This window comes from Streptomyces sp. AC627_RSS907 (assembly GCF_019049165.1).
The window spans coordinates 20,811-36,261 of record NZ_JAGMUE010000015.1 but is presented as its reverse complement, the minus strand read 5'-3'; the positions used below and the strand labels follow the sequence as shown (position 1 = coordinate 36,261).

13 protein-coding genes and 1 tRNA gene are annotated in these 15,451 nt (G+C 69.3%); 12 read left to right on the top strand and 2 right to left on the bottom strand.

Features of this window, described 5'->3' with window-relative positions:
• The first annotated feature begins 11 nt into the window (after positions 1 to 11).
• The 9 genes from KUM32_RS04710 to KUM32_RS04675 all read left to right on the top strand — a co-directional run bounded on the left by KUM32_RS04710 (position 12) and on the right by KUM32_RS04675 (position 10,742).
• Entirely contained in the window at positions 12 to 2,291 is a 2,280-nt protein-coding gene (locus tag KUM32_RS04710; RefSeq protein WP_217140502.1) for an FdhF/YdeP family oxidoreductase, read from the top strand.
• A 65-nt stretch (positions 2,292 to 2,356) separates the two neighbouring features.
• Positions 2,357 to 2,845, top strand: coding sequence for a hotdog fold thioesterase (locus KUM32_RS04705; protein ID WP_217140501.1), 489 nt, complete (start codon positions 2,357 to 2,359; stop codon positions 2,843 to 2,845).
• An 854-nt stretch (positions 2,846 to 3,699) separates the two neighbouring features.
• On the top strand, positions 3,700 to 4,095 hold the full coding sequence (locus KUM32_RS04700; RefSeq protein WP_217140500.1) for a hypothetical protein: 396 nt from the start codon (positions 3,700 to 3,702) through the stop codon (positions 4,093 to 4,095).
• Positions 4,092 to 4,703: a Tat pathway signal sequence domain protein gene (locus KUM32_RS43225; protein ID WP_308408592.1), complete on the top strand. Its 612-nt coding sequence runs from the start codon at positions 4,092 to 4,094 to the stop codon at positions 4,701 to 4,703. Before KUM32_RS04700 ends, KUM32_RS43225 begins: the two co-directional genes overlap by 4 nt.
• 287 nt (positions 4,704 to 4,990) lie before the next feature.
• On the top strand, positions 4,991 to 6,232 hold the full coding sequence (locus KUM32_RS04695) for a branched-chain amino acid ABC transporter substrate-binding protein (RefSeq protein ID WP_217140499.1): 1,242 nt from the start codon (positions 4,991 to 4,993) through the stop codon (positions 6,230 to 6,232).
• A 112-nt stretch (positions 6,233 to 6,344) separates the two neighbouring features.
• Positions 6,345 to 7,277 (top strand): branched-chain amino acid ABC transporter permease, encoded by a 933-nt coding sequence (locus tag KUM32_RS04690; protein WP_217140498.1) that lies wholly within the window; start codon positions 6,345 to 6,347, stop codon positions 7,275 to 7,277.
• A gap of 5 nt (positions 7,278 to 7,282) precedes the next feature.
• A complete protein-coding gene (locus KUM32_RS04685) occupies positions 7,283 to 9,109 on the top strand; it encodes a branched-chain amino acid ABC transporter permease (RefSeq protein WP_217140497.1) in 1,827 nt (608 codons plus the stop codon).
• Positions 9,110 to 9,114: 5 nt separating this feature from the next.
• A complete protein-coding gene (locus KUM32_RS04680) occupies positions 9,115 to 10,029 on the top strand; it encodes an ABC transporter ATP-binding protein (RefSeq protein ID WP_217140496.1) in 915 nt (304 codons plus the stop codon).
• Positions 10,026 to 10,742: an ABC transporter ATP-binding protein gene (locus KUM32_RS04675; RefSeq protein ID WP_217140495.1), complete on the top strand. Its 717-nt coding sequence runs from the start codon at positions 10,026 to 10,028 to the stop codon at positions 10,740 to 10,742. Before KUM32_RS04680 ends, KUM32_RS04675 begins: the two co-directional genes overlap by 4 nt.
• Before the next feature lie 65 nt (positions 10,743 to 10,807).
• Here KUM32_RS04675 and KUM32_RS04670 read toward each other — a convergent pair whose 3' ends face one another.
• A complete protein-coding gene (locus KUM32_RS04670; protein ID WP_217140494.1) occupies positions 10,808 to 11,464 on the bottom strand; it encodes an ANTAR domain-containing response regulator in 657 nt (218 codons plus the stop codon).
• Positions 11,465 to 11,565: 101 nt separating this feature from the next.
• Here KUM32_RS04670 and KUM32_RS04665 point away from each other — a divergent pair.
• Positions 11,566 to 11,639 (top strand) — tRNA-Leu (locus KUM32_RS04665).
• Between the two features lie 156 nt (positions 11,640 to 11,795).
• Positions 11,796 to 11,930 carry a hypothetical protein gene (locus tag KUM32_RS04660; protein WP_374227483.1) on the top strand — a complete coding sequence of 45 codons (135 nt, stop codon included), beginning with the start codon at positions 11,796 to 11,798 and terminating at the stop codon, positions 11,928 to 11,930.
• A 1-nt stretch (position 11,931) separates the two neighbouring features.
• Here KUM32_RS04660 and pyk read toward each other — a convergent pair whose 3' ends face one another.
• Entirely contained in the window at positions 11,932 to 13,371 is a 1,440-nt protein-coding gene (gene pyk, locus KUM32_RS04655) for a pyruvate kinase (protein ID WP_217140493.1), read from the bottom strand.
• Positions 13,372 to 13,631: 260 nt separating this feature from the next.
• Here pyk and KUM32_RS04650 point away from each other — a divergent pair, with 260 nt between their 5' ends.
• Positions 13,632 to 15,437, top strand: coding sequence for a bifunctional UDP-sugar hydrolase/5'-nucleotidase (locus KUM32_RS04650; protein ID WP_217140492.1), 1,806 nt, complete (start codon positions 13,632 to 13,634; stop codon positions 15,435 to 15,437).
• Positions 15,438 to 15,451: the final 14 nt, after the last annotated feature.

Genomic DNA, 15,451 nt, shown 5'->3' with positions numbered 1-15,451 from the left:
AGGAGCGCGCGATGGCCACCAAGCCGCCCAAGGGCGATCCCGTTCAGGACGCGCCGCGGGTGACCGAGCCCCAGCACGCGGCGGCGGGCATCCCCGCCATCGGCCACACCCTGCGCGCCGCACAGCGGCAGATGGGCGTGAAGCGGACCGCGCTGACCCTGCTGAGCGTCAACCAGAAGGACGGCTTCGACTGCCCGGGCTGCGCCTGGCCGGAGCCGGACCACCGGCACAAGGCGGAGTTCTGCGAGAACGGCGCGAAGGCCGTGGCCGAGGAGGCCACCCTGCGCCGGGTCACCCCTGAGTTCTTCGCCGCGCACTCCGTGGCCGACCTCGCGACCCGCAGCGGCTACTGGCTGGGCCAGCAGGGCCGGCTGACGCACCCCGTGTACCTCCCCGAGGGCGGCGAGCACTACGAGCCCGTCACCTGGGAGCGCGCCTTCGACATCGTCGCGGAGGAGATCGCCGCCCTGGACTCGCCCGACGAGGCCGTCTTCTACACCTCCGGACGCACCAGCAACGAGGCCGCCTTCCTCTACCAGCTCTTCGCGCGCGAGCTCGGCACGAACAACCTGCCGGACTGCTCCAACATGTGCCACGAGTCGTCCGGCTCGGCCCTCACCGAGACCATCGGCATCGGCAAGGGCAGCGTCCTGCTGGAGGACCTCCACAAGTCCGACCTGATCATCGTGGCCGGTCAGAACCCGGGCACCAACCACCCGCGCATGCTCTCCGCCCTGGAACAGGCCAAGGCGAACGGCGCGCGGATCATCAGCGTCAACCCGCTGCCCGAGGCCGGCCTGGAGCGCTTCAAGAACCCGCAGACCCCCAAGGGGCTCACCGCCGGCGCCGCGCTCACCGACCTGTTCCTGCAGATCCGCCTCGGCGGCGACCAGGCCCTCTTCCGGCTCCTCAACAAGCTGATCCTCCAGACCGAGGGCGCGGTCGACAAGGCGTTCGTCGAGGAGCACACGCACGGCTACGAGGAGTTCGCCGAGGCCGCCCGGACCGCCGACTGGGACGAGACGCTCGCGGCGACCGGCCTCACGCGTGCGGAGATCGAGGAAGCACTGCGCATGGTGCTCGCCTCCGAACGCACCATCGTGTGCTGGGCGATGGGCCTGACCCAGCACAAGCACTCGGTGCCCACCATCCGCGAGGTCGTGAACTTCCTGCTGCTGCGCGGCAACATCGGCCGTCCCGGCGCGGGCGTCTGCCCGGTGCGCGGCCACTCCAACGTCCAGGGCGACCGCACGATGGGCATCTTCGAACGCCCCGCGCCCGCCTTCCTGGACGCCCTGGAGAAGGAGTTCGGCTTCGCCCCGCCGCGCGAGCACGGCTACGACGTCGTACGGGCCATCCGCGCGCTGCGCGACGGCGTGGCGAAGGTCTTCTTCGCCATGGGCGGCAACTTCGTCTCCGCCTCCCCCGACACGGAGGTCACCGAAGCGGCCATGCGCCGCGCGCGTCTGACCGTCCACGTCTCCACGAAGCTGAACCGCTCGCACACCGTCACGGGCGCGCGTGCGCTGATCCTCCCGACCCTGGGCCGTACCGAACGCGATCTCCAGGCCGGCGGCGAGCAGTTCGTGACCGTCGAGGACTCCATGGGCATGGTGCACGCCTCCCGGGGCCGGCTGGAGCCCGCGAGCGCGCACCTGCTGTCCGAGCCGGCGATCGTGTGCCGCCTGGCCCGCCGGGTGCTCGGCGCGGACAGCAAGGTGCCGTGGGAGGAGTTCGAAAGGGACTACGCCACGATCCGCGACCGCATCGGGCGCGTGATTCCGGGCTTCGAGGACTTCAACGCGCGCGTGGCTCACCCCGGCGGCTTCGCCCTCCCCCACGCCCCGCGCGACGAGCGCCGCTTCCCCACGGCCACCGGCAAGGCCAACTTCACCGCCGCGCCGGTCGAGTACCCGGAGCTGCCCGAGGGACGGCTGCTGCTCCAGACGCTGCGCTCGCACGACCAGTACAACACCACGATCTACGGCCTGGACGACCGCTACCGGGGCATCAGGGACGGCCGCCGGGTCGTCCTGGTCAACCCGGAGGACGCCCGGCGGCTCGGCGTGCGGGACGGCTCGTACGTCGACCTGGTCGGCGAGTGGAGGGACGGGGTGGAGCGGCGGGCGCCCGGGTTCCGCGTCGTGCACTACCCGACGGCCCGGGGCTGCGCGGCGGCCTACTACCCGGAGACCAACGTCCTGGTGCCGCTGGACGCCACCGCGGACACCAGCAACACCCCGGCCAGCAAGTCCGTCGTCGTCCGTCTGGAACAATCGGCGACCGACTGAGCGTTTGCTCAGCCGAGCCGACTGGTGATTCAGACAGACGCATCGGAACGAACGGAGCCGGGCCCATGGGTGAGCAGCAGCAGGTGCAGTTCCCGCAGGAGGTCATAGACGAGTACGCCGCGCTCGGCGTCGACCTGCCCGCGCTGTTCTCCGCCGGGCACCTCGGGACGCGGATGGGCGTGCAGATCCTCCAGGCGTCCGCCGACCGCGTCGTCGGCACCATGCCGGTGGAGGGCAACACCCAGCCGTACGGGCTGCTGCACGGCGGCGCCTCGGCGGTGCTGGCCGAGACCCTCGGCTCGGTCGGCTCGATGCTGCACGGCGGCAGCTCCAAGATCGCCGTCGGCGTCGACCTGAACTGCACCCACCATCGCGGGGTCCGCTCCGGCCTGGTCACCGGCGTGGCCACGCCGGTGCACCGGGGCCGGTCGACGGCCACGTACGAGATCGTGATCAGCGACGAGCAGGACCGCCGGGTGTGCACCGCCCGGCTGACCTGCATGCTGCGGGACGTGAACCCCGGCGACGGGGTACGAGCGGGCGCGGCGGGCTGAGCGACGCGCCGGGCGGCCACCACGCGGCCGCCCGGCCTCCCCCGGCCGACGCACCCCGGGCCTGCGGCGTCACCCCCCTGCGACAGCGCTCCCGGCCACCCACGTCAGCGCTCCCGGTCCACGGCATTGCCCCCGGCCGCCCGGGGCCCTAGCGTCAGGACATGGGACGGGGACAGACCCCCTGGCCGGGGGCGGCGGCTCAGCGGTCACGGCCCGCGTCCGGACGGGGAGCGCCCGAACCGGCCGCGCCGGGACCGACCACGGGAAAACGGACCACGCCCGAACCGCGAACACCGGAGCGGGGCACGCGTGAACCGGGCCCGGAAGAACAGGCAACGCCCGGACCGGGCGCGGCGGAACGGACCACGCCCGAACCGCGAACACCGGAGCGGGGCACGCGTGAACCGGGCCCGGAAGAACAGGCAACGCCCGGACCGGGCGCGGCGGAACGGACCACGCCCGAACCGCGAACACCGGAGCGGGGCACGCGTGAACCGGGCCCGGAAGAACAGGCAACGCCCGGACCGGGCACGGGGGAACGGACCACGCCCGGGCCGGGCACACCAGGGCCGTCCACGCCCGAACCGCGAACACCGGGCCGGGGCACGCGTGAACCGGGCCCGGAAGAACGGGTAACGCCCGGACCGGGCCCGACAGGCCGGACCACACCCGGGCGAGGAGCGCCGGACCGGGCCACCCCCGAACCGGGTGCACCGCGCCACACCGCACCCGAACCGGGCCCGGAAGAACGGGTAACACCCGAACCCGGCGCACCGGACCGTGCCGCTGCCGGACCGGCCGCAGGGGAACGGGCCGCGGCCGAGCCCGGAGCGTCGGGGCGAGGCGGGGCACCGGTGCTGGTCGTGCTCGTGCTGGCACTGCTGACCGCCGCCGCGGCGGTCGGCTGCGGCAACTCCCGCAGCAGGGAGGCCGGTTCCGGTGACCTGTCCGGGGTGACCGTGTCGTCGGCGTCCCCACCAGTCCCGTCCGACGTGGAGTTGTGCGTGAGCGCCGTCGGGTACTGGGCGCGCGACGCCCTGGACGGCGGTGACGCCTACGGCGACTATCAGTCGATGGGGCTGTCCAACCGGCAGTACGACATCCTGCGCGAGGTGGTGGAGGCCGCCCGGGCCACGCAGCGCGGCCAAGGCGCGCGGAGCGCCGAGCAGTTGATCGACCGCCGCGTGCGCGAGGAGTGCGCCGAACGCTACCGCGACGGCGGTCCGAGCACGGGCCCGTGGCAGCGGTGAGCGGCACCGGCCCCGTCGAACCGGGCGCGGGTACGCACGCGTGGGACGCCCCGGACACTCCCCGACGGCACCCCCGGCCACGCGGACGCCTCACCCGGCGGGGCGACCGCCGCCGCCGGACCGTCCTCGCGGCCCTCGCGGTCCTCGTCGTCCTGGCGGGCGCCGGGTACCTGTACGCGAGCCGGCCGCACGCGCGGCCCGACCCTCCACCGCCCTACCCGGCACAGGCGGTCGACCTCGTCTACCTGGACCCGGTGGCCGACCCCCGCAACGCCCCGACCGGCAGTTTCAGCTTCGCCGTGACGCTGAGCGTGCGGTCCGGTCCGCCCGTCACCGTGACGCGGATCGCCCAGCCCTACTCCGGCCTGTCGGTGACTTCGTCCCCCGCGGCACCTTTCCAGACAAAGTCACATTCCGCCCGCAAGATCATCGTCACGCTTCGGGTGACGGAATGCGAAAAAGCGCCACGGAACCCCGGACTCCCTTTCCTGGATGTAACACTGCGTAATACGCGTGCAATGCAGGCCCACAGTTTCATCCTGGGACCGCGCTATGCGCAGTACCTCTCACACGCCCTTCAGGTCGCCTGCAGCAACGATTCCAGGTAATCACCAAAACGCCCCAGACACCTGAACGCGACCCGCAGGTCCTGCAAGTTCTCACCATGCGGACCGGGCGAATCGGTCTGAATTCCGCCCTTCTTCCCAGCCGGTACCGCTCTGCATTACGTCGTGTCATAACAAGAGCGTCACAGCCTGAGTCAGACCCTCCTCCACGTTCCCCACACACGCTTAGAGTCACGGCCAGTCACCGCGCCGTCGGATTGTCACTTCGGCCCCGCGCTCGACTCGGCCGCCTCCACGAGGAAGCGGCTGTGCCAGGGAAAGGACTGATCGTGCGTCAACGTTCGCTCATCGCCATCACCGCCGCTCTGGCGGCGGGAGCACTCACCCTCACCGCCTGCGGCTCGCGCGACGACGACGGCGGCGGCTCGGACTCCGGCAACGGCGGCGGCGGTGGCACCACCGTCGTCATCGGCGTCGACGCCCCGCTGACCGGCGACCTGTCCGCGCTGGGCCTCGGCATCAAGAACTCGGCGGACCTCGCGGCCAAGACCGCCAACGAGAAGAAGTACGTCGACGGCATCACCTTCAAGATCGAGGCCCTCGACGACCAGGGCCAGCCCTCCGTCGGCCAGCAGAACGCCTCGAAACTCGTCGCCGACAAGAACGTCCTCGGCGTCGTCGGCCCCCTGAACTCCTCGGTCGGCGAGTCCATGCAGAAGGTCTTCGACACCGCCAAACTGGTCGAGGTCTCCCCCGCCAACACGGGCCCGTCACTGACCCAGGGCCTGGAGTGGCGCACCAAGAAGGTCCGCCAGTACAAGTCGTACTTCCGTACCGCGACCACGGACGCCATCCAGGGCCCGTTCGCCGCACAGTACGTCTTCAACGACGCCAAGAAGAAGAAGGTCTTCGTCATCGACGACAAGAAGACCTACGGCGCCGGCCTCGCCGCCACCTTCACCGAGGAGTTCAAGGAACTCGGCGGCCAGGTGGTGGGCACAGAACACATCAACCCCGACACCAAGGACTTCTCCTCGGTAGCCACCAAGGTCAAGAACTCCGGCGCCGACGTCGTCTACTACGGCGGCGAATACCCGCAGGCCGGACCGCTCAGCAAGCAGATCAAGGAAGCCGGGGCCAAGATCCCCCTGGTCGGCGGCGACGGCATCAAGGACGACACCTTCATCAAGCTCGCCGGAGCCGCCAGCAACGGCGACCTCTCCACCTCCGTCGGCGCCCCCGTCGAGGAACTCGACTCCGCCAAGAAGTTCGTCGCCGACTACAAGGCAGCCGGCTACAAGGAGAGCTACGCGGCCTACGGCGGCTACTCCTACGACTCCGCCTGGGCGATCATCGAGGCCGTCAAGAAGGTCGTCGAGGACAACGGCGGAAAGCTCCCCTCCGACGCCCGCGCCAAGGTCACCGAGGCCATGCAGAACGTCTCCTTCGACGGCGTGACCGGCAAGGTCTCCTTCGACGAGTTCGGTGACGCCACCAACAAGCAGCTCACCGTCTACTCCGTCGAGAACGGAGCCTTCAAGGCCGTCAAGTCCGGTACCTACACCGGCTGACCCTGCCGCACCCCTGCCCACGAGCCGCGCGGGGCGCTGTTCCACAGGCGCCCCGCGCGGACTCGCATCCGGCCACATCCGTCGAACGTCCGAAAGTCTCGGAGGACATGCGGTGAACGAACTGCCGCAGCAGCTGGTCAACGGCCTGCTACTGGGATCCATGTACGGGCTGGTCGCCATCGGCTACACAATGGTCTACGGCATCGTCCAGCTCATCAACTTCGCCCACGGCGAGATCTTCATGACCGGCGCCTTCGGCGCGCTCACGGTCTACGTGTACATCCTGCCCGACGGCACCTCCATGCTGATCGCCCTACCCCTGATGCTCATCGGCGCCATGGTGGTCTCCGTCACCGTCGCCGTCGGGGCGGAACGCTTCGCCTACCGCCCACTGCGCGGCGCCCCCCGCCTCGCCCCCCTCATCACCGCCATCGGCCTCTCCCTCGCCCTCCAGCAGGCGGTCTGGGCCTGGTACCCCGACGCGAAGTCCGCGCGCCCCTTCCCGCAGATCGACGGCGGCCCCTTCCACATCGGCAACGTCACCATCCAGACCGGCGACATCTTCCTGCTGATCGCCGCCCCCGTCAGCATGGCCCTGCTCGGCTACTTCGTGATGCGCACCCGCACCGGACGCGGCATGCAGGCCACCGCCCAGGACCCGGACACCGCCAAGCTGATGGGCGTCAACACGGACCGCATCATCGTGGTCGCCTTCGCCCTCGGCGCCGTCTTCGCCGCCGTCGGAGCCGTCGCCAACGGCCTCAAGTACGGCCAGATCGAGTTCAAGATGGGCTTCATCCTCGGTCTCAAGGCCTTCACCGCAGCCGTCCTCGGCGGCATCGGCAACATCTACGGCGCCATGATCGGCGGCGTCGTCCTCGGCGTCGCCGAGACCCTGGCCGCCGCCTACATCGCCGACATCCCCGGCCTGGACAAGTTCGGCAGCCAGTCCTGGGCCGACGTATGGGCCTTCATCCTCCTCATTCTCGTGCTGCTGTTCAGGCCCCAGGGCCTGCTCGGCGAACGCGTTGCGGACAGGGCGTGACACCGATGACCACACAGACCACCGCTACGAAAACCGCCGGCGCCCCCACCGCCGGCAACACCTCCGGCCTCATCGGCATACCCCCGCACATCGGGCGCGCCCTCGCCACCGGCGGCGGCGCCCTCACCATCGCCTCCACGTTCCTCGCCTGGACCTGGACCGCCGCGTTCCCCGGCGACCTCACCGTCTACGGCTACCCCGGCGGCCTACAGGTCCTGGTACTGATCGCCGGCGCCCTCACCACCCTCCTCGGCCTCGCCTCCTACGACATCAAGGGCCTGCGCTGGCTCGCACCCGCCGGCGCCGACGCGGCACTCAAGTTCGCCGCCCTCGCCGCGTTCGCCACCACCTGGTACACGGTCATCGCGATCAGCACCCAACTCGGCGGCGTCGTCAACCTCGAACCCGGCGGCTACATCGCCGCGGCCACCACCCTGATCGCCCTGCTCGGCTCCCTCGCCCTGCCCTTCGAACGTCCCGAGCCCGACCCGTTCGACCCCGACGACACCGGCTGGGAGCAGTTCAAACACACCGCCTCCCAGAACTGGCAGACCGTCAAGGCCGCCTTCGCCGCCGGCACCCCCCGCCCCCTGCGCGCGCTGCCCTCCTACGTCGAGATCCTGATCATCGTCGCCGTCCTCGCCATCGCCCTCGTCGTCTTCACCTACGGCATCGGCACCGAGTACGACGAACTCTTCGTCGGCTTCCTGATCACCGCCGGCCTCGCCTTCGCCGCCCTCAACCGGGCCGGCCTGATCAACCAGGCCGCGCAGATCACCGCCCGGCACCAGAACATCACCGTCTGCGGCGCCTTCATCGCCGCAGCCTGCTTCCCCTTCACCCAGTCCGACGACCAGTACGCCACCCTCGGCGTCTACATCCTCATCTTCGCCACGGTCGCCCTCGGCCTGAACATCGTCGTCGGCCTCGCCGGCCTGCTCGACCTCGGCTACGTCGCCTTCCTCGGCGTCGGCGCCTACGCCGCCGCCCTCGTCTCCGGCTCCCCCAGCTCCCCCTTCGACGTCCACTTCCCGTTCTGGGCCGCCGTCCTCGTAGGCGCCCTGGCCTCCCTCGTCTTCGGCGTCCTCATCGGCGCCCCCACCCTCCGGCTCCGCGGCGACTACCTCGCCATCGTCACCCTCGGCTTCGGAGAGATCTTCCGCATCACCGCCAACAACCTCGACGGCACCTCAGGACCCGACCTCACCAACGGCTCCAACGGCGTCTCCTCCGTCCCCGACCTCAAGGTCCTCGGCTTCGACCTCGGCGTCCAGCACGACATCGCCGGCTTCACCATCGGCCGGTTCGCCAACTACTTCTTCCTCATGCTCGTCATCACCGCCGTCGTCGTCCTCGTCTTCCGACGCAGCGGCGACTCCCGCATCGGCCGAGCCTGGGTCGCCATCCGCGAGGACGAGACCGCCGCCCTCGCCATGGGCATCAACGGCTTCCGCGTCAAACTCATCGCCTTCGCCGTCGGCGCCACCCTCGCCGGCCTCGCCGGCACCGTCCAGGCCCACGTCACCTACACCGTCACCCCCGAGCAGTACCTCTTCGCCGGCACCACCCCACCCAACTCCGCCTTCCTGCTCGCCGCAGTCGTCCTCGGCGGCATGGGCACCATCGCCGGCCCCCTCATCGGCGCCGCGCTGCTCTTCCTGATCCCCAACAAGCTCCAGTTCCTCGGCGACTACCAACTCCTCGCCTTCGGACTCGCGCTCGTACTGCTGATGCGCTTCCGCCCCGAGGGCCTCATCCCCAACCGACGCCGCCAACTGGAATTCCACGAAGAGGCCGAAGCGCCCGCAGTCCTGAGCAAGACAGGGGCCTGACCACCATGACCACCGACACCACCACCAAGGACACCCCCGGCGCACCCGCCCCCGGCACCCCCGTCCTCGACGCGCGCGGCGTCACCATGCGCTTCGGCGGCCTCACCGCCGTCCGCGGCGTCGACCTCACCGTCAACAGCGGCGAGATCGTCGGCCTCATCGGGCCCAACGGCGCCGGCAAGACCACCTTCTTCAACTGCCTCACCGGCCTCTACATCCCCACCGAGGGCGAAGTCCGCTACAAGGACCGCGTCCTGCCACCGAAGTCCTTCAAGGTCACCGCCGCCGGCATCGCCCGCACCTTCCAGAACATCCGGCTGTTCGCCAACATGACGGTCCTGGAGAACGTCCTCGTCGGCCGCCACACCCGGACCAAGGAAGGCTTCTGGTCAGCCGTCCTGCGCGGACCCGGCTTCCACAAGGCGGAGGCCGCCTCCCGCAAACGCGCCATGGAACTCCTGGACTTCGTGGGCCTCGCCGCAAAAGCCGACCACCTCGCGCGCAACCTGCCCTACGGCGAACAGCGCAAACTCGAGATCGCCCGCGCCCTCGCCAGCGAACCCGGACTCCTGCTCCTGGACGAACCGACCGCCGGCATGAACCCCCAGGAGACCCGGGCCACCGAGGAACTCGTCTTCGCCATCCGTGACATGGGCGTCGCCGTCCTCGTCATCGAGCACGACATGCGCTTCATCTTCAACCTGTGCGACCGCGTCGCCGTCCTCGTCCAGGGCGAAAAACTCATCGAGGGCGACAGCGCCACCGTCCAGGGCGACGAACGCGTCGTCGCCGCCTACCTCGGCGAACCCCTCGAGAACGACCCCGGCGCGGCGGAAGCAGCCGAAGTGGAGGCCGCCGAAGCCCACGCCCAGGCCGACACCACCACGGACACCGCGGCCGGCAAGGAGAACGACCGATGACCGCACTCCTCGAGGTCGAGGACCTCCGCGTCGCCTACGGCAAGATCGAAGCCGTCAAAGGCATCTCCTTCACGGTCGACGCCGGCGAAGTGGTCACCCTCATCGGCACCAACGGCGCCGGCAAGACCACCACCCTGCGCACCCTCTCCGGCCTCCTCAAACCGGTCGGCGGACAGATCAGGTTCGCGGGAAAATCACTCAAGAAGGTCCCCGCCCACCAGATCGTCTCCCTCGGACTCGCCCACTCCCCCGAGGGCCGGCACATCTTCCCCCGCATGACGATCGAGGACAACCTCCGCCTCGGCGCCTTCCTGCGCAGCGACCGGCCCGGCATCGAGAAGGACATCCAGCGCGCCTACGACCTCTTCCCCATCCTCGGCGAACGCCGCAAACAGGCCGCGGGCACCCTCTCCGGCGGCGAACAGCAGATGCTCGCCATGGGCCGCGCCCTGATGTCCCAGCCCAAACTGCTCATGCTCGACGAACCCTCCATGGGCCTCTCACCGATCATGATGCAGAAGATCATGTCGACGATCGCCGAACTGAAGTCCCAGGGCACCACCATCCTGCTGGTCGAACAGAACGCCCAGGCCGCCCTGTCCCTGGCCGATCACGGCCACGTCATGGAGATCGGCAACATCGTCCTGTCCGGCAGCGGACAGGACCTCCTCCACGACGAGTCGGTCCGCAAGGCCTACCTCGGCGAGGACTGAGGCGACGCCGGTACGACAAGGCCCGCGCCCCCGAACAGGGGACGCGGGCCTCGGCCGTCTCGTGCTCAGCCCTTGGACGCCTTCTTCTCCTCGGCGTCCTGGATGACCGCCTCGGCAACCTGCTGCATCGACATCCGCCGGTCCATCGACGTCTTCTGGATCCACCGGAAGGCGGCCGGCTCCGTCAGGCCGTACTCCGTCTGGAGCACCGACTTCGCCCGGTCCACCAGCTTGCGCGTCTCCAGCCGCTGGCTGAGGTCGGCGACCTCCTTCTCCAGCGTCTTCAGCTCGGTGAACCGCGAGACGGCCATCTCGATCGCCGGGACGACGTCGCTCTTACTGAAGGGCTTCACCAGGTACGCCATGGCCCCGGCGTCCCGGGCCCGCTCGACGAGGTCGCGCTGCGAGAACGCGGTCAGCATCAGCACCGGCGCGATGCTCTCCTCGGCGATCTTCTCGGCCGCGGAGATGCCGTCCAGCTTGGGCATCTTCACGTCGAGAATCACGAGGTCGGGCTTGTGCTCGCGGGCCAGCTCCACGGCCTGCTCACCGTCACCGGCCTCGCCGACGACGGAGTACCCCTCCTCCTCCAGCATCTCTTTGAGATCCAGCCGGATGAGCGCCTCGTCCTCGGCGATGACGACACGGGTCGTCAGCGGAGGCACGTGTGACTTGTCGTCGTCGGTCACGTCGGCGGGCTGGGGCGACTCGGGGGCGGTCACGTGGGCTCCTCGTTCGGGGCAGGGATACTGCTGACAAGAGCCTACCTAGCTGCGGTATGGTGGACACGCGGCGGGTCGGATGAAATCTTCGATTCGCAGGAGCTCCGGTAGTCCAATCGGCAGAGACGATACCCTCAAAAGGTATTCAGTGTGGGTTCGAGTCCCACCCGGGGCACTTTTCCTCAGAATCCAAGGCTGCACCTCGAAGCGGATGTCCACGTTCTCGTGAACATCCGCTTTTCGCTGTTCGCGGACACGATGAGAGCGCAAAGTGGCCGCATGCACGAAACACGAGCGAGAGATCGCCCTGGAACCATGGCACGAGGGAATCGTGGATGCCCACCCTCGGGAGCGGGTGGGCGTCGAGTGGAAGTCGCTCGACCAGAGCCGCGCCGCCGTGACGGTCTCCGTAGCCCGCAAAGCCTCCGTAGCCCTCCTGGACGCCCACGTCGGGCCCACGTACTGACCTACCGCTGGGGACCGTAGTCCTCCCCGATGTGGTGCACCCGGACCAGATTGGTCGTCCCCGACACCCCCGGTGGTGAGCCGGCCGTGATGACCACCACGTCGCCCTTCTCGCAGCGTCCGTACCGGGTGAGCAGTTCCTCCACCTGGTCGACCATCGCGTCCGTGGAGTCCACGTGCGGGCCGAGGAAGGTTTCCACGCCCCAGGTCAGGCTCAGCTGGGAGCGCGTCGCCGGTTCCGGGGTGAAGGCGAGCAGCGGGATGGGTGAGCGGTAGCGGGAGAGGCGGCGGGCGGTGTCGCCGGACTGGGTGAAGGCGACCAGGTACCGTGCGCCGAGGAAGTCGCCGATCTCCGCCGCCGCGCGGGCGACCGCGCCGCCCTGGGTGCGGGGTTTGTTGCGTTCGGTGAGTGGGGGCAGGCCCTTGGCCAGGATGTCCTCTTCCGCCGCCTCGACGATGCGGGCCATGGTGCGCACGGTGACGATGGCGTGTGTGCCGACGCTGGTCTCGCCGGAGAGCATGACGGCGTCGGTGCCGTCGATCACCGCGTTGGCCACGTCGGAGGCCTCGGCGCGGGTGGGGCGGGCGTTGTCGATCATCGAGTCGAGCATCTGGGTGGCGACGATGACGGGTTTGGCGTTGCGCTTGGCCAGTTTGATCGCGCGTTTCTGGACGATCGGGACCTGTTCGAGGGGCATCTCGACGCCGAGGTCACCCCGGGCGACCATGATGCCGTCGAAGGCGGCGACGATGTCCTCGATGTTCTCCACGGCCTGGGGTTTCTCGACCTTGGCGATGACGGGGAGGCGGCGGCCCTCTTCGTCCATGATGCGGTGGACGTCGAGGACGTCGCGTCCGCTGCGTACGAAGGAGAGGGCGATGACGTCGAAGCCGTTGCGCAGGGCCCAGCGCAGGTCGTCCTCGTCCTTCTTGGAGAGGGCGGGGACGGAGACGGCGACGCCGGGGAGGTTGAGGCCTTTGTGGTCGGAGATCACGCCGCCCTCGGTGACGGTCGTTCGGACGCGGGGGCCGTCGACGTCGGTGACCTGGAGGCTGACCTTGCCGTCGTCGATGAGGATGCGTTCGCCGGGGGTGACGTCGGTGGCGAGGCCTGCGTAGGTGGTGCCGCAGCTGTGGCGGTCGCCTTCGGCGCCCTCTTCGACGGTGATGGTGAAGGTGTCGCCGCGTTCAAGGAGTACGGGGCCTTCGGTGAAGCGGCCGAGTCGGATCTTCGGACCTTGAAGGTCGGCGAGGGTGCCGACGCTGCGACCGGTCTCGTCGGCGGCATTTCGGACGTGGTGGTATCGCTCTTCGTGTTCGGCGTGGGTGCCGTGGCTGAAGTTGAAGCGGGCGATGTCCATTCCGGCGTCGACCAGGGCTTTGATCTGGCCGTAGGAGTCGGTGGCGGGCCCCAGGGTGCAGACGATTTTCGCTCGGCGCATGAGTCGAGCCTATGACTTACCGGTCGGTAGCGAATTGGCCGCGCATGTCCACTCAACCACCTTTGGGTAAAGGGTGATTGACAAGTGTTGAATGGTGCGGACGGATGCTCTGATGAGCATTTCGTGGCATGACCGCCCGTCAACCCCTTGATCGGGTGTTGCGCCTCCCCTCCCTCTTCCCTCTGTTGACACGGGTCGTGTTCAGGACAGAATCTACGCGCGTTGTTGATGTTGTGACAGGTCACCGAGGAGAGTCAGCCATGCCGTTGAACCGCCGGAAGTTCCTGAGCAGGTCCGCCGTGACGGGAGCGGGGGCCGCGTTGGCGGGCGCGGCGGCGGCCCCGGCGGCCGGGGCGGCACCCGCGCAGCGGGGCCGGCGGAAGCCGAAGCGGTACGCGCTGACGGTCCTGGGCACGACGGACCTGCACGGGCACGTCTTCAACTGGGACTACTTCAAGGACGCGGAGTACGCGGACGCGGCGGGCAACGCCCAGGGACTGGCCCGTGTCTCCACGCTGGTGAACCAGGTCCGTGCGGAGAAGGGCCGCGAGAACACGCTGTTGCTGGACGCGGGGGACACGATCCAGGGCACGCCGCTGACGTACTACTACGCGAAGGTGGATCCGATCACCGCCGAGGGCGGCCCGGTGCACCCGATGGCGCAGGCGATGAACGCGATCGGGTACGACGCGGTGGCACTCGGCAACCACGAGTTCAACTACGGTATCGAGACGCTGCGGAAGTTCGAGGAGCAGTGCGACTTCCCGCTGCTGGGTGCGAACGCGGTGGACGCCAGGACGCTCAGGCCCGCGTTCCCCCCGTACTTCATGAAGACGTTCCGGGTGAAGGGCGCCCCTCCGGTGAAGGTGGCGGTGCTGGGGTTGACGAACCCCGGTATCGCGATCTGGGACAAGGCGTACGTGCAGGGGAAGCTGGCCTTCCCGGGGCTGGAGGAGCAGGCGGCCAAGTGGGTGCCGAAGTTGCGTTCGATGGGCGCGGACGTGGTGGTCGTCTCGGCGCACTCGGGTTCGTCGGGTACGTCGTCGTACGGTGACCAGGTGCCGTACGTCGAGAACGCGGCGGCCAACGTGGCCAGGCAGGTGCCGGGTATCGACGCGATCCTCGTCGGGCACGCCCATGTGGAGATCCCGGAGCTGAGGGTTGTCAACGAGGCGTCCGGGAAGACGGTCGTGCTGTCGGAGCCGCTGTGCTATGCCGAGCGGTTGGCGCTGTTCGACTTCGAGCTGTTCTTCGAGCGGGGCCGTTGGCACGTCGAGTCGGTCAGGGCGTCGCTGCGGAACTCGAACACGGTGGCCGACGACCCGTCGATCACCCGGTTGCTGGCGGACGAGCACGCGAAGGTGGTGGCGTACGTCAACCAGGTGGTCGGGACGGCGACCGAGACGCTGACGACGGTGGAGGCGCGGTACAAGGACGCGCCGATCATCGATCTGATCACCAAGGTGCAGGAGGACGTGGTCAGGGAGGCGCTGGCGGGTACGGAGTACGCGTCCCTGCCGGTTCTCGCGCAGGCGTCGCCCTTCTCCCGGACCTCGGAGATCCCGGCCGGCGACGTGACGATCCGGGACCTGTCGAGCCTGTACGTGTACGACAACACGCTGGTGGCGAAGTTGATGACGGGTGCGCAGGTGCGGGCGTACCTGGAGTACTCGGCGGAGTACTACGTGCGGACGGCGGAGGGCGCGCCGGTGGACGTGGAGAGGCTGACCAACGCGAACGGCCGTCCGGACTACAACTACGACTACCTGTCGGGGCTGTCGTACGAGATCGACATCGCGCAGGCGGCCGGGTCGCGGATCAGGAACCTCACCCATGGTGGTGCTCCGCTGGACGACGCGCAGCAGTTCGTGCTGGCGGTGAACAACTACCGGGCCAACGGCGGTGGCGCCTTCCCGCACGTGGCGTCCGCCAAGGAGCTGTGGTCGGAGTCGACGGAGATCCGCACGCGGATCGCCGAGTGGGTGACGGCGCGGGGTGTGCTGGATCCGAGGGACTTCGCGTCCGTGGGGTGGTCGTTGACGCGCAACGGGACGCCGGTGTTCTGACCCACACGTCCTGA